This window comes from Corynebacterium intestinale, assembly GCF_023574125.1.
GTDB classification, from domain to species: Bacteria; Actinomycetota; Actinomycetes; order Mycobacteriales; family Mycobacteriaceae; genus Corynebacterium; species Corynebacterium hesseae.
The window spans coordinates 32,215-49,921 of sequence record NZ_JAMKFF010000009.1 but is presented as its reverse complement, the minus strand read 5'-3'; the positions used below and the strand labels follow the sequence as shown (position 1 = coordinate 49,921).

The window sequence follows — 17,707 nt, the reverse complement described above, 5'->3', positions numbered from 1 at the left end:
TTTATTCCCGCTACCCCCGCGTGAGGAGCTAAAACACCTTTATGAACAAGCTTGGTCAATTCATCACCACTGTCGTTATCGGCGGCTTCGCTGTATTCCTTGCCGCGCTCATCGTGCTGCCGATGGTCCGGACCGCAGATGCGGAGACGAAGGAGCCGTCGACCGTTGCCCAGTCCCTGAGCGCGTACCCGAAGAACCTGGACTTCGCCATGTTTATCCCGCAGGATGTGTACGGCCAGGAGTGGGGTGCGGTCGCCGCCGTCTGCCCGGGTGCCACCGAAGATCAGCTCAAGAAGGGCGGCGTGGAGACGAAGAACCTGAACATTGACTTCGCCGACGGGGCCGTGCCTGATGACGTGAACTACATCCTGCTGGCTTCGCAGACCGGTGAATTCAAGGCGGAGAAGCTCCCGCGCGCACAGGTGGACCTGTGTGATGGTCTGCTGCAGCAGCTGAAGTCGCCGGAAGCAGCCAAGCAGGACATCCCGCCGCTGCTGCCGTTCCAGCAGGGCCAGCCGCTGCAGTTTATTCGCGATACCCAGGATTACGTGGATCAGATGGGTAAGAACAACCCCGACTACGTCGACACCGACTGGCACCTCGCAGGCTAATGAAGGTTCTTGCACTCGATACCGCCACCACGGACCTGGTGACGGGCATCGTTGATACCGACACTGGGGAGAGTATCGACCGCGTCATTAGCGGCACGCGCGCTCACAACGAGCAGCTCATCCCCACTATCGAGGAGCTGCTTGCCGCTGCCTCCCTGACCTACGCAGACCTCGACGCCATCGTCGTCGGCACGGGGCCCGGCCCGTTTACCGGCTTGCGCGTGGGCATGGCTACCGCTTCCGCTCTGGGGGTGGCTCTTCACCTGCCGGTGCATGGCGTGTGCACATTGGATGCCATCGCGCACGGGCGCGCGGGGGAGTGGCTGGTGGCCATCGATGCCCGCCGCAAAGAGGTCTACTGGGCCACCTACGCCGACGGTAAGCGTCTCAGCGGACCGAACGTGTCGAAGCCGGAGGCCCTGGAACTGGGCGCCGCTGGGCTCTCGAGTCCGGAGACCACGCGCCTGGTTTTCCCCGAGTCTATTGCCCCGCGCTTGCCGGAAGATATCGCTGGCCTTCCCCGCGAGTGGGCTACCCCGCGCGCGGCGGGACTGGTTGCGTGCGCTGATCTTTGTGCCGAACCCGCGCCGCTCGTCCCGCTGTACCTGCGCCGTCCCGATGCCGTGGAGCCGAAGGCGAAGCCGCGCTCGGCCGCTTTGGTCGGCGGCATCGGGGAAACACCGGCATCATGAGGTTGCGTCCGCTCGTGCTTGAGGACGCACCCCGCTGCGCCGAACTAGAAAAAGTACTCTTCCCCGGTGAAACTCCCTGGCCGCCGCGTGCCTTCGAGCAGGAAATCGCGGCGGGGCACACCACCTACTGGGCGGTTGACATGAATGTCAACCGCGATGACCATATCGACAACCGCGTGGACTATAACGTCAACCGCGATGACCACAACGACGACCGCGGCGAAGCTCTCGGTTACGCCGGCGTGGGGCGGATGGGGCCCGCGGCCTGGCCGGAATACGAAATCCGCACCATCGGCGTCGACCCCGCCGCCCAACGGCGCGGTATCGCGCGGCTGATGATGGACGCCATCGTCGAGCTTGCAGATTCCCACGATGCGCCCATCTTCCTTGAGGTTCGCGTGGGTAACGAGCCGGCCATTCGCCTCTATGAGGCTTATGATTTTGTCATCAACGGCCTGCGCCGCAACTACTACCAGCCCTCCGGCGCGGATGCCCACACCATGTACCGACCACGAAAGAGTGAGAGATGTTAATCCTCGGCATCGAGTCCTCCTGCGACGAAACCGGCGTGGGAATCATCGAGCTGTCTGACAACGGCCACATGGAGATCCGCGCCGACGTCGTCGCCTCCTCCATGGAGCAGCACGCGCGCTTTGGCGGCGTGGTGCCGGAGATTGCCTCCCGCGCCCACCTCGAGGCCATGCCGCAGGTGATGAAGGCGGCGCTGGAGGAGGCGGGCGTCGAGAAGCCAGATGCGGTGGCCGCCACCGTGGGGCCGGGACTGGCCGGCGCGCTCCTCGTCGGGGCGTCGGCAGCCAAGGCCTTCGCCTCCGCGTGGGGCGTGCCCTTCTACGGCGTCAACCACCTCGGCGGGCACGTCGCGGTGGCCAACTTAGAGGGCGATGAGCTTCCGCACTCGGTGGCGCTGCTCGTCTCCGGCGGCCACACCCAGCTGCTCGAGGTCGAAGCCGTGGGCAAACCCATGAAGGAACTGGGCACCACGCTTGACGACGCCGCCGGCGAAGCCTACGACAAAGTCTCCCGCCTGTTGGGGTTGGGGTATCCGGGAGGGCCGGTCATCGATAAGCTGGCCGCCCAAGGCGAGCCCACCATCGATTTGCCGCGTGGTTTGTCCAAGGCCGAGGACCTGCGCGGGCCCAACCGCCACAACTTCTCCTTTTCCGGCCTCAAAACGGCAGTAGCGCGCCACGTGGAAAAAGCCGAGCGCGAGGGCGCGACGGTCCAGGTTGAGGACCTGTGTGCCTCCTTCCAGGAGGCGGTGGCAGATGTGCTGACCGCCAAGGCCGTGCGCGCCTGCCAGGACACTGGCGCCAAGGTACTGCTGCTCGGCGGTGGCGTGGCGGCGAATTCGCGGCTGCGCGCACTGGCGGCGAAGCGCTGCGAATCCGCGGACATCGAGCTGCGTGTGCCGCGCTTCAAGCTGTGCACCGATAATGGCGTGATGATCGCGGCGGTGGCCGCCCAGCTCATCCACGAAGGCGCAGAACCCTCCGGCCTGGCATGCGGGACCGATACACAGCTTGAGGTGGAAGTGCCGCTCGTGGCTGCTGCGCGCTAGCGGATGCGCAACCCCCAGGGTGCAGGTAGTGTGATGACCGATAATTGCCTCGCTCGCACATAAGGAGCTCACACCGCTATGACCACTGGATTCCTCGTTAACCCCGATCTGTCCCGCCGCACCATCGAGTTTGAGCTCGAGCACGCAAATCAATTCCTCGGCGGCACCACCGAGGATCGTGTCTCTGTGGCCTTCCAGGATGATGGCCAGACCTACGCGGCGCTGTTTAACCCGAACGCCAAGGCTGAAGGCGCCGACCCGAACCCGGTGGCTTCCCTGGCGCGCAATGCAGCTGCGACCGGCAATTCCGCCTTCTTGCAGGACCCAATCCGTTCCATCTGCGGTCCGGTTATCTTCGTTGCTGCCGACGGTGACGACAAGAACATCGACGAGGTCGCCGAGGCCGTGGAGCACGGCATCCGCGCGGTGAAGAACTACCGCGAGGACAATCCGGAGGAGTACCAGCTGTGGCGCGCGGCTGTGCTGAATTCCCACCGACAGGTCTAAGTTAGACGCGCAGTGCTGGGGTGCTCGCGCACCCCTTAAGACTCAAAGACGCGACGGCTCGAATGAGCCCGAGCGTCTTTTCCCGTTTTCGGGAGCACGCGCGGTTGCTCGCGACTAAAACCCGGCTGCCGTTGGCTACGCTGCCAAACGCTGCAGAGCTTCCGCCCGTATTAACTGAGGCTGTGGCGGGAATCGTGATAGCTCTCGCGCGCGGGGGCGCCGCGCCGAAGCGAAGGTTACCCCGTTCTTGAGATCGACATTTCTCGCGTCAGGGGACTCGTTCGCGGAGGGCGAACGGGTTAGCGGCCCACAACGTTGAGGGCTAGCAGTCGCGAGGGTAGAGTGCTAGGCAGGTTGTTTTGACCCACAGTTGTTCACCCGCGACGACGGCTGTGCTGGACACCCACAACCGGCACGCGCGCGTCCACGTGGACGCGCACTAGGAACACTTTGGAGGAAATCATCATGGCAAACATCAAGCCGCTGGAGGACAAGGTCCTCGTCCAGATCGTTGAAGCTGAGACCACCACTGCATCCGGCCTGGTTATCCCGGACTCCGCGAAGGAGAAGCCGCAGGAGGCCACCGTCGTCGCTGTCGGCCCGGGCCGCACCAACGACAAGGGCGAGGTCGTCCCGGTTGGCGTCAACGAGGGTGACACCGTCATCTTCTCCAAGTACGGCGGCACCGAGCTGAAGTACGACGGCCAGGAGTACCTCCTGCTGTCCGCCCGTGACCTGCTCGCTGTCATCGAGAAGTAAAAGTAGGCGATTAACCCTATGCCAAAACTGATTGCATTTGACCAGGAGGCCCGCGAGGGCATCCAGCGCGGCGTAGACACGCTGGCCGACGCCGTCAAGGTCACCCTCGGCCCGCGCGGCCGCAACGTCGTGCTGTCCAAGGCTTTCGGTGGCCCGACCGTCACCAACGACGGCGTCACCATCGCCCGCGACATTGACCTCGACGATCCTTTTGAGAACCTCGGCGCCCAGCTGGTGAAGTCCGTGGCCGTCAAGACCAACGACATCGCCGGTGACGGTACGACTACCGCCACCTTGCTGGCCCAGGCTCTCGTCTTCGAAGGCCTGCGCAACGTTGCTGCCGGCGCTAACCCCATCGAACTGAACAAGGGCATCGAAGCGGCGGCTGAGAAGGTCGTCGAGGAGCTCAAGAAGCGTGCCACCCCGGTGAACTCCTCCGCGGAGGTCTCCCAGGTTGCCACCGTTTCCTCCCGCGATGCGGAGGTCGGCGAGATGGTTGCTGGCGCGATGGACAAGGTGGGCAAGGACGGCGTCGTAACCGTCGAGGAGTCCCAGACCATCGAGTCCACCGTGGACGTTACCGAGGGCATTTCCTTCGACAAGGGCTACCTCTCCCCGTATTTTGCGACGGAAGAGGAGACCTACAACGCCGTGCTTGACGACGCCGCAATTCTCCTCGTCCGCAACAAGATCTCCTCCCTGCCGGACTTCCTGCCGCTGCTGGAGAAGATCGCGGAGTCCTCGCGCCCGACCCTCATCATCGCTGAGGACATCGAGGGCGAGCCGCTGCAGGCGCTCGTGGTGAACTCCATCCGCAAGGTTCTCAAGGTCGCCGCTGTGAAGTCTCCGTACTTCGGCGAGCGCCGCAAGGGCTTCATGGATGACCTGGCTGTTGTTACCGGCGCTACCGTCGTCGACCCTGAGGTTGGCATCAACCTCAAGGAGGTCGGCCCGGAGGTGCTGGGTTCTGCCCGCCGCGTCACCGTGTCCAAGGAAGACACCGTGATTGTGGATGGTGCCGGTACCGCAGAGGCCGTCGAGGAGCGCCGCGAGCAGCTGCGCCGCGAAATCGAGCGCACCGATTCCACCTGGGATAAGGAGAAGCTCGAGGAGCGTCTGGCCAAGCTGTCCGGTGGCGTTGCCGTCATCCGCGTTGGCGCCGCTACCGAGACCGAGGTCAACGAGCGCAAGCTGCGCGTCGAGGACGCCATCAACGCCGCGCGCGCGGCCGTTGAAGAGGGCGTCATCGCCGGCGGCGGCTCTGCGCTGGTCCAGATCTCCCAGGAGCTCGAGGCTTTCGCCGAGGGCTTCGAGGGTGAGGCCAAGATCGGTGTGCTGGCCGTGGCTCGCGCGCTGACCCGCCCGGCCTACTGGATCGCCGAGAACGCAGGCCTGGACGGATCCGTCGTGGTCGCCCACGTTGCCGAGAAGGCCAACGGCGAGGGCTTCAACGCCGCCACCCTGGAGTACGGCAACCTGCTGGAGCAGGGCATCATCGACCCGGTGAAGGTCACCCACTCCGCCGTGGTCAACGCCGCCTCCGTGGCCCGCATGGTGCTCACCACCGAGGCTTCCGTTGTAGAGAAGCCCGCCGAGGAAGAGCCGGCACAGGCTGCGCACGCGCACGCGCACTAAAAGTGCGCGGGAAACGTCCGTTTCCCGCGTAGCCACAAGGAAGGCCCGCTAACCCGCATCCATCGCGGGGCGGCGGGCCTTTGCCGTGGGGCGGGAGCCCCCGCCCCGTTAGTAGACTGCTGAGCCGTGGAACAAGAATTCATCACCGTCACCGGCGCCCGCGAAAACAACCTCAAGAACGTGGACGTGCGCATCCCTAAGCGCAAGCTCACTGTTTCACCGGTGTGTCCGGATCCGGCAAGACCTCGCTGGTCTTCGATACCGTTGCGGCTGAATCGCAGCGTCTCATCAACGAAACCTATCCCGGCTTCGTGCAGGGCTTCATGCAAGCCCCACCCCGCCCCGACGTGGACCGCTTGGAAGGGCTCACTGCAGCCATCGTCGTGGGTCAGGAGCCCATGGCGGCTTCCGCGCGCTCGACGTTCGGTACCGCCACCGACATCACCGGGCACCTCCGCGTGCTCTTCTCCCGCCTAGCCGAGCCCCGTGCCGGCGGCCCCGCGGCCTATTCCTTCAACGTGCCCTCCGCCTCCGGGCAGGGCGCCATCGAGGTCAATGGCGTCAAAGAGGTGCGTCGCTTCGAGCGCACCGGCGGCATGTGCCCGAGGTGTGAGGGAAGGGGGGAAGTGGGGGACGTCGACAAGCGCCAGCTCGTTGATGAGACTCTGACACTGAACGATGGCGCCATCATGTACCCCGGCATGAAGGTGGGCTCGTGGATGTGGCGCGCCTACGCCGAGTCCGGGCTGTACCCAGCCGACGTGCCGGTCAAGGAGTTCACCGAGGAACAGAAGCGGGACCTCTATGAGACCGAGACTAAGGTCAAGGTCGGCGGCATCAACATGAGCTACATGGGGCTGGTCACGCGTCTGAAAACCAACGTGCTGAGCAAGCCCGTGGAGTCCCTGCAAAAGCACATGCGGGCCTTTGTCGAGCGCGCGGTGGTCTTCATCGACTGCCCGGAGTGCCACGGCACGCGCTTGGCGCAGCACGCGCGCGAGTCCTACCTCAACGGCGTCTCCATCGCGGATGTCTGCGCCATGGAGCTTGCCGACGCCTCCGCATGGCTCCGCACCATCAACTCACCGCTTGCCGTGGCCCCGCTGCGTGGGTTGGAGGCCGCCCTGGATTTGGGGCTGGGCTACCTGACGCTGGCGCGCCCGACGGGAACGCTGAGCGGTGGCGAGGCACAGCGCACGCGCATGGTGCGGCACATCGGCTCGGCGCTGACAGACGTCACCTACGTCTTTGATGAGCCGACCGCTGGCCTACACCCGCATGACGTCACGCGGATGAATGAGCTTCTCCTGCAGCTGCGCGATAAGGGCAACACGGTGCTCGTGGTGGAGCACAACCCGGCGACGATGGCGATTGCGGATTGCGTCGTCGAGCTTGGCCCCGGCGCCGGAGTGGCGGGCGGCGAAATCCTTTCCGTCGGTGCCGCACCGTCCGTCAGCGGGAAGGTGGCGTTGAAGGATGAGGTGCGCGAGCCCACCGGCGCGCTGGAGATCCGCGGGGCGCGCCATAACAATCTCAAGGACGTCGACGTGGATATTCCACTGGGCGTGCTCACGGTCATTTCGGGCGTTGCGGGATCCGGAAAGTCATCGCTGATGGAATGCCTGCCGGACGACGACCGCATCCTCGTTGTCGACCAGTCTTCGTTGTCTGGCTCGCGGCGCTCAAACCCGGCCACCTACACCGGTGAGATGGACGCGCTGCGCAAGGCCTTCGCCAAGGCCAACGATGGGGCCACGCCGGGAATGTTCTCTTTCAACTCGGAGGGCGCGTGCCCGGCCTGTTCCGGCGCTGGCGTGGTGACCGTGGAGTTTGGTGCGATGGACAGCGCGGATGTGCCCTGCGAGGTGTGCGAGGGCCGCCGCTTTGCTGCCGACGTTTTGGGTTACGAGCTGGCGGGCAAGAACATCGCGGAGGTACTCGCGCTTCCCGCGGTTGAGGCCGTGGAGTTTTGCCGCGAGGCCAAAGTTACTGCTGCGAAGCGCGTGTACGAGCAGCTCGTTGCCGTGGGGCTGGGCTACCTGACGCTGGGGCAGCCGCTCTCGACGCTCTCTGGCGGCGAGCGCCAGCGGCTGAAGCTGGCGGTGCGGTTGTGCGACCGCAAGGCGACTGCGGACATCATCGTGCTCGATGAGCCGACGGTGGGCCTGCATCAGAAAGATATCGACACCTTGCTGCGCCTCTTTGACACGCTTGTCGACGACCACCTCACCCTCATCTGCGTCGAACACCACCGCGCCGTCCTGGCGCACGCCGATCACATCATTGATCTCGGTCCCGGCGCGGGCTCAGCCGGCGGCGAGGTTGTGGCGGCCTGCTCGCCGCGCGAGTTCCTCGACAAGGACACGCTGACCGCCCGCTACCTGGCGCAGGTGTTGTAAAACTGGCGGCTTTCACCGGCTGCCCCTTGCCCGTGCTGGCTGCTGGATATCAGTGCAGGTGGGGGAGGGGCGTGATGCTACTTAAAGAAACTTCGCAAAAGGCCCGCTGCGCGACGGCCCACGGCGGGCTCATCCAGTGGTGAGAGCGGCCTTGTTGCGTTCAGCCAATAGGGGTGGTGGTTTGTCGTCCGACCCCAAGGCTGGGAGCTGGCAGAAGCGGACTAGGCGCCGACGGTCGCGTGGGTGCGACGCGAGCGCAGGGCAACGACGCGCTCCGACTCGCTCATGCCGCCCCACACGCCGTAGGGCTCGCCGGAGGCGAGAGCGTGTTCGCGGCACATCTCGATGACCGGGCAGGTGCTGCAAATAGCCTTGGCGCGGTTCTCGCGCTGGGCGCGGGCGCGTCCGCGCTCGCCGTCCGGGTGATAGAACACGTCAGAGTTTTCCCCACGGCATGCGCCATGAAGCTGCCAATCCCAAAAGTCCGTATTCGGCCCGGGGAGCAGGAAGGACTGAGACACGTTCGATTCTCCTTTGCCAAAGATAGAGTGCCCAGGCGCGGTGCGTGCTGTGGGCGCGCGGACCAACGCGGGATGAACTCCCGCGAGCGCCAGGGCGAGGTGAGACGAGATTGAAGTGTGTCCCCCTTGGGTAAACAGCGCGTTACGCAATGCTGACATGCAGGTATAACTGGCTGAGACTCCTCAATTGGAGCCCCTGTGACCTGCGCTTAAGGCTAAGATGAACGGTGTATGAACTTTTTTGAGTGGGGTCAAAGCTGGGGATGAGACCCGTCGTTTTGGGGTTTCGTCAAAAGGTTATGCCATGATGTTCATACAGAATATGAAGTAATGCATTAAGCAGAAGAGCAAAAGCAGAACGGCAAGGATGGCAGTGGCTACTCAGGCTACAGACGCGAGCGGCTCCTCAACGGCGGCGAAGCGCGACAGCGATAAGGAATTAGCGGACCTCGTTCCGCTGGCCGTCGACGGTAGCCGCCGCGCCCTCCAGCGCATCATGCGGATCATTCATCCGCAGGTCCTGCGCTATTGCCGCGCGCGCATCGGCGGCCATCGCCAGCCCACGGCGGAGGACGTGGCGCAGGAGATCTGTTTGGCGGTGGCGACGTCTATTGGCACGTACAAAGATAAAGGCCGCCCGTTTATGGCCTACGTCTATGGCATTGCTGCTCACAAGGTAACCGATGCCCACCGCGCCCTGAGCCGCGACCACACTCACCCCACGGAAGACCTTCCGGAGGATGCTGCTCAGGACGCTACCCCCGAAGAATCCGCCCTTGCCGTGGACGGTAGTAACAGAGTGCGGGCCATGCTCGATACGTTAAGTGACAAGGCCCGGGACATTATCATCTTGCGTGTGTTCGTGGGGCTGTCGGCAGAGGAGACCGCGGAAATTGTGGAGTCCACCCCTGGCGCAGTCCGCGTGGCGCAGCATCGTGCACTCGCGCAATTGCGCAAATCCCTCGATTCGCACGAGACGCAGTGAACCAACAATGTGAACCAGCAGAGTGAACCAGTAATTGGGCTAGCCCAGAGCTAGCAGTGAGCCATCGGCACTTGGCACCGACAAACTAATAATTCTCTAATAAGGAAGGGAGGTCATCATGGCAAAGAAGGACGAGCCTCAGCAGGGTGTCGCTGAGCAGCTGCAGCCCTTGGTTGATGATGATGCATTCCTCACTACTCTCTCCGAAGGAACAGATCCCTCCGATGGCGGTGATGAACTGGCGGGGCTTCTGCTGGAGCTGCGCGGGGACGTCGAAAAGCAGATGCCTCCGGCCCCTCTCGTTGAAGGCGCGGAGGAAGAGCCGGAGATCATTTCCCTCGGTGCGGCACGTCGCCGTCGAAGCAAGCCTTTCATGCACGGACTCATCGGGGCGGCCGCAGCTACGCTGCTCATCGCAGGTACCGGCGCTGTGGTCGTCAACGCCGGCCCAGGTTCTCCGCTGTACGGCGTAAACCAGTCGCTCTTCGGTGCGGACGAGCACGATGTGTCCGTAGTGGAGCTTGCCGGAACGCTCGATGAGATGGAAAAGCGTTCCGCTCAAGGCGACATGGACGGCACCCGCCAGTTGCTTGAAGAAGCCCGAAAGATGGTGGACCAGGCCAAGCGGGAACGTGAGGCAGAGGCCCCTCGGACCACGAAGCAGCAGCCCAGCGCCACGGTGACGCAGACGCAGACCGTGGAGAAGCCCGCCCCGGTGGAGGAGCAGCAGCCGCCGGAGCCAGAAACTGTAACGCAGACAGAGACTGCAGTTTCCACCGTCGTGGTGACCCGCACGGTCTCGGCGGGCAATCCGCTGAGCCCGCCGGAGCAGAACCAGCCGGAGCCAGGCCATCAGGGCGGCGATCAGGCAACGCCTCCGCAAGGCGACAACTCCGACGGGGCTTCGGATGGCGCCACGGATAATGGCCAGCTCCCGCCGGCGCAATTCCAGCAATAAAACCACAAAGAACCTCTTCCCCCCGCAACAGGAGGGGAGAGGTTCTTTCCGTTTAACGCGCGGTAGTTTTACCGCGCAACCGCGCTGACCGCAGCTAGTAGCGCGAATCCATGCCGTCGAGATAACCCACCGCATAATCCCAAGGGACGTAGCGCATCGGGTCCGGCTCCGCGCCCGGCTCGTGCACGGGGGCGAGCTGGCCCGCCAGCGTGGCCTGCATGTTGGAGGCCATGATGTCCCACTCGTAGAAGTGGTTCTCCTCGCAGTCCTCGCAGAAAAAGAAGATGCCATCGATGCCGCGCGGGCTTAAAACGCGCGCAAACTCTTGGACCATGGCCAGATCATGGATGACGGCGAGACGGTCCTCCTCGGACAGCGGCTCGACGTGATCATCCTCCTCGAGGAAGGAAGCTGGGTCGTTCGGGTCGTCCGCGAAAGGATCGCGGGGCATGTTGGCGAAAAAGTTCACGCCTGCGAGCCTATTGACTCCGTGCGCGCATGGCAATTCCCTATAGATACCTATTCCTCTCCCCACGGCTACCACTACGGGGCGTCCACGCACTACAGTGAGGGCTACCGCATAAAACTATCTGGTCAGTTTAGGAGAGCCCCACCCTCATGAGCCACGTCCACACCGGCGGAGACAACCCCGACAAGATTGCACTCTACGGCCTTACCTTTGATGATGTCCTGCTGCTTCCGGCAGAATCCAACGTCGTTCCCTCCGAGGTGGATACCTCGGCGCAGTTTACCCGCAACATTCGCCTCGGCGTGCCCCTGGCTTCCGCCGCGATGGACACCGTGACCGAGGCCCGCATGGCCATCGGCATGGCGCGCCAGGGCGGCATCGGTGTCCTGCACCGCAACCTGTCAGTTGAGGATCAGGCCCAGCAGGTAGAGATTGTCAAGCGCTCCGAGTCCGGCATGGTGACCGACCCGGTCACGGCTTCCCCGGAGATGACCATCGATGAAGTCGATACGCTGTGCGCGCGGTTCCGGATTTCGGGCCTGCCGGTCGTCGATAAGCAGGGCACCCTCGTGGGTATCTGCACCAACCGTGACATGCGCTTCGAGCCGGATTTCTCCCGCAAGGTCTCCGAGATTATGACGCCGATGCCGCTTGTCGTGGCCAAGGAAGGCGTCAGCAAGGAAGAGGCGCTGGAGCTGCTGTCCGCCAACAAGGTGGAGAAGCTGCCCATCGTCAACGATGAGAACAAGCTCGTCGGCCTCATCACCGTCAAGGATTTTGTCAAGACTGAGCAGTTCCCCAACGCCTCCAAGGATGCTTCCGGGCGCCTGCTCGTGGCCGCCGGCATCGGTACCGGTGAGGAGTCCTACCAGCGCGCAGGCCAGCTTGTCGACGCCGGCGTGGACGTCCTCGTCGTCGACTCCGCCCACGCCCACAACAACCGCGTGCTCGAGATGGTCTCCCGCGTGCAGAAGAACTTCGGCGACCGTGTTGACGTCGTCGGCGGCAACCTGGCCACCCGTGCTGCGGCCCGCGACATGATTGAGGCTGGTGCCGACGCCATCAAGGTCGGCATTGGCCCGGGTTCCATCTGCACCACGCGTGTGGTGGCGGGCGTGGGTGCCCCGCAGATCACCGCCATCATGGAGGCCGCTGCGGTGGCCGGCCCGGCGGGCGTTCCGGTTATTGGTGACGGTGGTATGCAGTACTCCGGTGACATTGCCAAGGCGCTGGCTGCCGGCGCCGATACCGTCATGCTGGGCTCCATGCTGGCTGGTACCACGGAATCGCCGGGCGACATCGTGGTGGTCCAGGGCAAGCAGTACAAGCGCTACCGCGGCATGGGCTCCATGGGCGCCATGCAGGGCCGCGGTCTGACAGGGGAGAAGCGCTCCTACTCCAAGGACCGTTACTTCCAGGCTGACGTCAAGAGCGAGGACAAGCTGGTGCCAGAAGGCGTGGAGGGCCGCGTGCCATTCCGCGGTGACATCGATGCCATCGTGCACCAGATTGTCGGCGGCCTGCGCGCCTCCATGGGTTATACCGGCTCCGCAACCCTGGCCGAGCTCAAGACCAAGCAGTTTGTCCAGATCACCGCTGCGGGCCTCAAGGAGTCTCACCCGCACCACCTTCAGCAGATCGTCGAAGCTCCGAACTACCGCTAAGGACTAATCATGCGTGATTACGTAGAAATCGGCGTGGGCCGTGAGGCTCGCCGCACCTATGACCTGAACCAGATCTCCCTGGTGCCGACTCGCCGCACCCGTTCCTCCAAGGACGTCGACACCTCGTGGCACATCGATGCGTACACCTTCGACGTCCCGTTCGTCTCGGCGCCGACTGATGCGCTGGCCACTCCCGAGTTCGTTATCGAGATGGGCAAGCAGGGCGGCCTGGGCGTTATCAACGCGGAAGGCCTGTGGGGCCGCCACGAGGATTTGGAGGGCGCGATTGCCCGCGTGACGGAGAACTTCGGTGACCTGTCGACGCTGCAGGAGCTGCACGCAGCACCCCTGAACGAGGAGTTGCTGGCCGAGCGCATCGCGCAGGTCCGCGATTCCGGCGTGACCGTGGCCGTGCGTGTCTCCCCGCAGCGTGCCCGTGAGCTGGCGCCCGTGGTTATTAAGGCCGGCGCGGAGTTGCTGTTTATCCACGGCACTTTGATCTCCGCCGAGCACGTGCAGACCGGTGGCGAGCCGCTCAACTTGAAGGAGTTCATCGGTTCGCTGGATACCCCGGTGATTGCCGGCGGCGTGGCGGATTACACCACTGCGCTGCACCTCATGCGCGCGGGCGCGGCTGGCATCATCGTCGGCTCCGGTGTGAACACCAACCCGGAGACCGTCGGCATTGATATCCCCATGGCGACGACCATCGCGGATGTCGCGGCCGCACGCCGCGATTACCTGGATGAGACTGGGGGCCGTTACGTGCACGTGCTTGCCGACGGCGACATCTTCACCTCCGCAGACATCGCCAAGGCCATTGCTTGTGGTGCCGATGGCGTCGTTCTGGGTCCGGTCCTGGCCCGCGCGGCAGAAGCCGGCGGCAAGGGCTGGTACTGGCCGTCCACGGCCGGCCACCCGCGTTTCCCACGCGGCATCATCGAGCCGGTTGGCGTGGCTGGCGCCCTCCTCGGCACCGACGCTTCCGGCGTTGACGCTTCTGGCACCGCCGAGGACGCTTCAGCGACCTCCCTTGAAGTCGTGCTCCACGGCCCGTCCAACGAGCCGCTGGGTGAGTTGAACTTGGTCGGTGGGCTCAAGCGTGCCATGGCCAAGTGCGGCTACACGGACCTGAAGTCCTTCCAAAAGGTGGGCTTGGCCGTTCGCTAGCCCCCCGTTGTAACGCTGCTCCGCTCAACAAAGCTCGGGGCGGAGCTTATGTCACTGCTCCAGTGGCCGTGGCGCTGGCCTCAGTGGCCGTAGCGTTAGAGTCGCTGGCGCGCGGTTTCGGGCGCCACGCAGCCGGGGCTTCTTCAGGCGGCGTGGGCGCAGTGCCACCTTGTGGAAAACTACGCGCCCGCGCGCCGGCACCATGGTTTGTAGTACCGAGGCCACCACAACCAGGCCGATAGCTGCCAGCTTAAGCTGGGAGGCATTCTGGGAGAGTAGGAGCCAGCCAAAGAGTGCGGCGAAGACGGGCTCCAACGCGATGAGGATGGAAAAGACGTTGGGGGCGAGCCTGCGCAGCGCAATGAACTCCAACGAATAGGGGATGAGCGAGGCCAACACGCCCGTGCCTAGGGCGAGCAATAGGAGGTTTGGGTCGCTGGCCAAAGCCACCGCGCCGCGCCCTCCGACAGGCAGGAGCACGAGGCCGCCGATGAGGAAGGCCACGGCCAATCCATCTGCGCCGCTAAAGAGAGCGCCCGCCTTCTTGCTGGCCAAGATATAGGCGGCCCACATCGCACCCGCGCACAGCAAGAAGAAAACCCCACGCAGGTCGAGAGGGTCTCCGTTGAAGGAGTCCAAGCCCAGCAGACCCATGCCGATGAGAGCGAGGGCGACGCAGGTGGCGTCGCGAAGCGAGCGGGAGAGGCACGCCGCCAGCAGCAGCGGGCCGAGAAACTCGATGGTGACCGCCGGGCCCAGCGCGACGAGCTCGATGCCGGCATAGAAAAAACCATTCATCAGGCCCAGCGTGAGGCCGAAAATGGTGGCGGAGATCCACTTCTCGCGGCTCCACTCGCGCACGCGCGGGCGCGCGATGAAGAGCAGAATCACAGCGGCGAAAAGCAAGCGTAGCGAGGCGGTGCCCCAGGGGCCTCCAATGGGGAAAATCTGGATGGCGAGGCTGGCTCCGAGCTGGAGGGAAATACACGAGCCGATGACGCACAGAACGGCAAACGGATTGGTCATGCAGTCCATTGTGGGGTGGGAAGAACTGTTAGTCTATCTACAGTTTTTAACACGTACCCGTTAGGGATTCTGTCATGTTGGACCTGCACCGCCTCCGCATTCTCTACGAGCTGCACCGCCTCGGCACCGTCACTGCGGTGGCGGAATCGCTGCGCTATACGCACTCGGCCATCTCCCAGCAGTTGGCGCAGTGTGAGAAGGACGTCGGCGTGGCGCTCTATGAAAAGGTCGGCCGGCGCGTGCGTTTGACGGAACAGGGAGAAATCCTGGCCTCCTACGCGGAGCGAATGCTCGCGTTGGCGGATGAGGCGGAGTCGCAGGTCATTGCGTCAACCAACGCGGTGCGGGGCACGATTAAGGTCACGACCTTTCAAACCATCATGTCCTCGCTGGTCCCGCGGGCGCTGACGGAGTTGGCGCGCGAATACCCGGACCTGCGCGTGCAGATCATTCAGCGTGAAGCCGATGGCGCGATGGAGCTGCTGGCGCGCCGGGAGGTGGACCTCATCTTGGGTGAGGAGTACGAGTCGGACATGCCCGCCACGGATGAGCACACCCACCGGGAGCTGCTTCTCGACGACCCCCTCCGCCTCATCACCCCACTCACCGGGCCCTGGAGCGAGTTGCGCTTAGAGGATTTTGCAGCGCATGACGAGGAAATCCCCTTTGCCATGGACCCGGAGGAGTTTTTATTGGGGCGGTTCGTCCACCGGCTGTGCCGCCGGCATGGCTTTAACCCCAGCGTGCTCTATGAAACCCCGGACCCCTTTCTACATGCGCACCTGGTGCGCACCGGACACGCGGTGGCGGTGATCTCGGACCTTTTCCTCTACGAAATTGAGGGCGTGCGCGTGGTTTCCTTGCCTGGTAATCCCACCCGCACGCTCTACACCGCGGTGCGCGCCGGGCGCGAGGGACACCCAGCCTTGCGGGCGTTTCGGGCAGCGTTGAGCAAGGCGGCTGCCACCGCTAAAGATTTTGGGCCACTCCCTGCGGGCTAGGGTGTGGGTTCTTGCGTTAAACTGATGACCGTGACTAACCCAAATACAACCCCGCGTCCTGTCCTCGTGGTGGACTTTGGCGCCCAGTACGCGCAGCTCATCGCCCGGCGCGTGCGTGAGGCCAACATCTACTCCGAGGTTGTCCCCAACTCTGCCTCGGTGGAGGACATCAAGGCCAAGAACCCGGCCGCGCTGATCCTCTCCGGTGGCCCGTCCTCCGTATATGCGGACGGCGCCCCCGCACTGAAGCCGGAGCTGCTCGAGCTCGGCATCCCGGTCTTTGGCATCTGCTACGGCTTCCAGTCCATGACCCAAGCCCTGGGCGGCACCGTGGCCTCCACTGGTGCCCGCGAGTACGGCCGCACGGACATGACCGTGTCCGGCGGCGTGCTGCACAAGGGCCTCGAGGACACCCACAAGGTGTGGATGTCTCACGGCGATTCGGTTACTGAAGCTCCGGAGGGCTTTGAGGTCACCGCCTCTTCCGAGGGTGCTCCCGTGGCAGCCTTCGAGTGCCTGTCCAAGAAGATGGCCGGCGTGCAGTACCACCCGGAGGTTCTGCACTCGCCGCACGGCCAGGAGGTGCTCACGCGCTTCCTCACCGAGGTAGCTGGCCTGGAGCAGAACTGGACCGCTGAGAACATCGCGGAGCAGCTCATCAACGATGTGCGCGAGCAGATCGGTGAGGAAGGCCGCGCTATCTGTGGCCTGTCCGGTGGCGTGGATTCCGCCGTGGCCGCAGCCCTCGTGCAGCGCGCCATCGGTGACCGTTTGACTTGTGTCTTCGTCGACCACGGTCTGCTGCGCGCGGGTGAGCGTGAGCAGGTGGAGAAGGACTTCGTGGCGTCGACTGGCGCCAAGCTCATCACTGTGGACGAGCGCGAGGCCTTCCTCAACAAGCTGGCCGGCGTGACCGAGCCGGAGGCCAAGCGCAAGGCCATCGGTGCGGAGTTCATCCGTTCCTTCGAGCGCGCCGTCGACCAGGCGCTGGACGGCCAGGATGCCGCCTTCCTGGTGCAGGGCACGCTGTACCCGGACGTGGTGGAGTCCGGCGGCGGTGATGGTACCGCGAACATTAAGTCCCACCACAACGTGGGCGGCCTGCCTGACGACGTCGAGTTCGAGCTCGTTGAGCCGCTGCGTCTGCTCTTCAAGGATGAGGTGCGCGCGGTTGGCCGTGAGCTGGGCTTGCCGGAGGAGATCGTGGCGCGCCAGCCCTTCCCGGGCCCGGGCCTGGGCATCCGCATCATCGGTGAGGTCACCGAGGAGCGCCTCGAGACGCTGCGCCAGGCGGACCTCATCGCGCGTACCGAGCTGACCAACGCTGGCCTGGACGGCGAGATTTGGCAGTGCCCGGTGGTGCTGCTTGCCGACGTCCACTCCGTCGGCGTCCAAGGCGACGGCCGCACCTACGGCCACCCGATCGTCCTGCGCCCGGTGTCCTCTGAGGACGCTATGACCGCGGATTGGACCCGCCTGCCGTACGACGTGCTGGAGAAGATCTCCACCCGCATCACCAACGAGGTCAAGGATGTTAACCGAGTCGTGCTCGACGTGACGTCGAAGCCGCCGGGAACCATCGAGTGGGAGTAAACGCGAAGCAAAGCAAACTCCCAGACGCTGCGTAGCGCGGCCGTGCCCTAACTAACTGGGCGCGGCCGCGCTCCCGTTTTCCGCCCCTGGCACTCAGTTCCGCGGAATGGAGCTGAAGCTCCTGCGCGCCCGCCGCAG

16 protein-coding genes and 1 pseudogene are annotated in these 17,707 nt (G+C 64.3%); 14 read left to right on the top strand and 3 right to left on the bottom strand.

The genetic code is table 11. From position 1 onward, the window contains the following. Window positions 1-41: 41 nt before the first annotated feature. The 8 genes and pseudogenes from M5J06_RS10010 (at window position 42) to M5J06_RS09975 (ending at window position 8,182) form a co-directional block, all read left to right on the top strand. Entirely contained in the window at window positions 42-611 is a 570-nt protein-coding gene (locus tag M5J06_RS10010; RefSeq protein ID WP_250224575.1) for a hypothetical protein, read from the top strand. Continuing rightward, the gene (gene tsaB, locus M5J06_RS10005; RefSeq protein WP_250224574.1) at window positions 611-1,303 is read left to right on the top strand and encodes a tRNA (adenosine(37)-N6)-threonylcarbamoyltransferase complex dimerization subunit type 1 TsaB; all 693 of its coding nucleotides are present in this window, start codon (window positions 611-613) and stop codon (window positions 1,301-1,303) included. The genes M5J06_RS10010 and tsaB overlap by 1 nt, the downstream gene beginning before the upstream one ends. After that, window positions 1,300-1,836 carry a GNAT family N-acetyltransferase gene (locus M5J06_RS10000; protein WP_250224573.1) on the top strand — a complete coding sequence of 179 codons (537 nt, stop codon included), beginning with the start codon at window positions 1,300-1,302 and terminating at the stop codon, window positions 1,834-1,836. The genes tsaB and M5J06_RS10000 overlap by 4 nt, the downstream gene beginning before the upstream one ends. Then, complete coding sequence (gene tsaD / locus M5J06_RS09995; RefSeq protein ID WP_070521556.1) at window positions 1,830-2,882, top strand: tRNA (adenosine(37)-N6)-threonylcarbamoyltransferase complex transferase subunit TsaD; 1,053 nt, start codon at window positions 1,830-1,832, stop codon at window positions 2,880-2,882. Before M5J06_RS10000 ends, tsaD begins: the two co-directional genes overlap by 7 nt. Before the next feature lie 78 nt (window positions 2,883-2,960). Next, the gene (locus M5J06_RS09990; protein ID WP_010189475.1) at window positions 2,961-3,389 is read left to right on the top strand and encodes a hypothetical protein; all 429 of its coding nucleotides are present in this window, start codon (window positions 2,961-2,963) and stop codon (window positions 3,387-3,389) included. Between the two features lie 459 nt (window positions 3,390-3,848). After that, the gene (gene groES / locus M5J06_RS09985; protein WP_167595557.1) at window positions 3,849-4,148 is read left to right on the top strand and encodes a co-chaperone GroES; all 300 of its coding nucleotides are present in this window, start codon (window positions 3,849-3,851) and stop codon (window positions 4,146-4,148) included. 18 nt (window positions 4,149-4,166) lie between these two features. Further along, on the top strand, window positions 4,167-5,783 hold the full coding sequence (gene groL, locus M5J06_RS09980) for a chaperonin GroEL (protein ID WP_143334272.1): 1,617 nt from the start codon (window positions 4,167-4,169) through the stop codon (window positions 5,781-5,783). Between the two features lie 126 nt (window positions 5,784-5,909). Beyond that, window positions 5,910-8,182: pseudogene (locus tag M5J06_RS09975) on the top strand (excinuclease ABC subunit UvrA). Window positions 8,183-8,403: 221 nt separating this feature from the next. On the opposite strand, the gene M5J06_RS09970 reads toward M5J06_RS09975, so the two are convergent. Next, complete coding sequence (locus M5J06_RS09970; protein WP_070564990.1) at window positions 8,404-8,703, bottom strand: WhiB family transcriptional regulator; 300 nt, start codon at window positions 8,701-8,703, stop codon at window positions 8,404-8,406. Between the two features lie 367 nt (window positions 8,704-9,070). On the opposite strand from M5J06_RS09970, the gene M5J06_RS09965 reads away from it, so the two are divergent. Together M5J06_RS09965 and M5J06_RS09960 are read left to right on the top strand one after the other, a co-directional pair. Continuing rightward, window positions 9,071-9,688: a sigma-70 family RNA polymerase sigma factor gene (locus M5J06_RS09965; RefSeq protein WP_070521539.1), complete on the top strand. Its 618-nt coding sequence runs from the start codon at window positions 9,071-9,073 to the stop codon at window positions 9,686-9,688. A 118-nt stretch (window positions 9,689-9,806) separates the two neighbouring features. Continuing rightward, window positions 9,807-10,646 carry a hypothetical protein gene (locus M5J06_RS09960; RefSeq protein WP_250224572.1) on the top strand — a complete coding sequence of 280 codons (840 nt, stop codon included), beginning with the start codon at window positions 9,807-9,809 and terminating at the stop codon, window positions 10,644-10,646. Between the two features lie 94 nt (window positions 10,647-10,740). Here the strand turns inward: M5J06_RS09960 and M5J06_RS09955 are convergent, their stop codons facing one another. Beyond that, entirely contained in the window at window positions 10,741-11,115 is a 375-nt protein-coding gene (locus tag M5J06_RS09955) for a DUF5319 domain-containing protein (protein WP_070521533.1), read from the bottom strand. Between the two features lie 149 nt (window positions 11,116-11,264). On the opposite strand from M5J06_RS09955, the gene guaB reads away from it, so the two are divergent. Beyond that, a complete protein-coding gene (gene guaB / locus M5J06_RS09950; RefSeq protein WP_250224571.1) occupies window positions 11,265-12,779 on the top strand; it encodes an IMP dehydrogenase in 1,515 nt (504 codons plus the stop codon). Between the two features lie 9 nt (window positions 12,780-12,788). Further along, window positions 12,789-13,949, top strand: coding sequence for a GuaB3 family IMP dehydrogenase-related protein (locus tag M5J06_RS09945; RefSeq protein WP_144268713.1), 1,161 nt, complete (start codon window positions 12,789-12,791; stop codon window positions 13,947-13,949). Between the two features lie 51 nt (window positions 13,950-14,000). On the opposite strand, the gene M5J06_RS09940 is transcribed toward M5J06_RS09945, so the two are convergent. Beyond that, window positions 14,001-14,975, bottom strand: coding sequence for an EamA family transporter (locus M5J06_RS09940; RefSeq protein WP_250224570.1), 975 nt, complete (start codon window positions 14,973-14,975; stop codon window positions 14,001-14,003). A 74-nt stretch (window positions 14,976-15,049) separates the two neighbouring features. Between M5J06_RS09940 and M5J06_RS09935 the strand changes: the two genes are divergently transcribed. Both M5J06_RS09935 and guaA read left to right on the top strand, forming a co-directional pair. Beyond that, window positions 15,050-15,976: a LysR family transcriptional regulator gene (locus M5J06_RS09935; RefSeq protein ID WP_250224569.1), complete on the top strand. Its 927-nt coding sequence runs from the start codon at window positions 15,050-15,052 to the stop codon at window positions 15,974-15,976. Between the two features lie 24 nt (window positions 15,977-16,000). Next, complete coding sequence (gene guaA / locus M5J06_RS09930; RefSeq protein ID WP_250224568.1) at window positions 16,001-17,569, top strand: glutamine-hydrolyzing GMP synthase; 1,569 nt, start codon at window positions 16,001-16,003, stop codon at window positions 17,567-17,569. Window positions 17,570-17,707 lie beyond the last annotated feature (138 nt).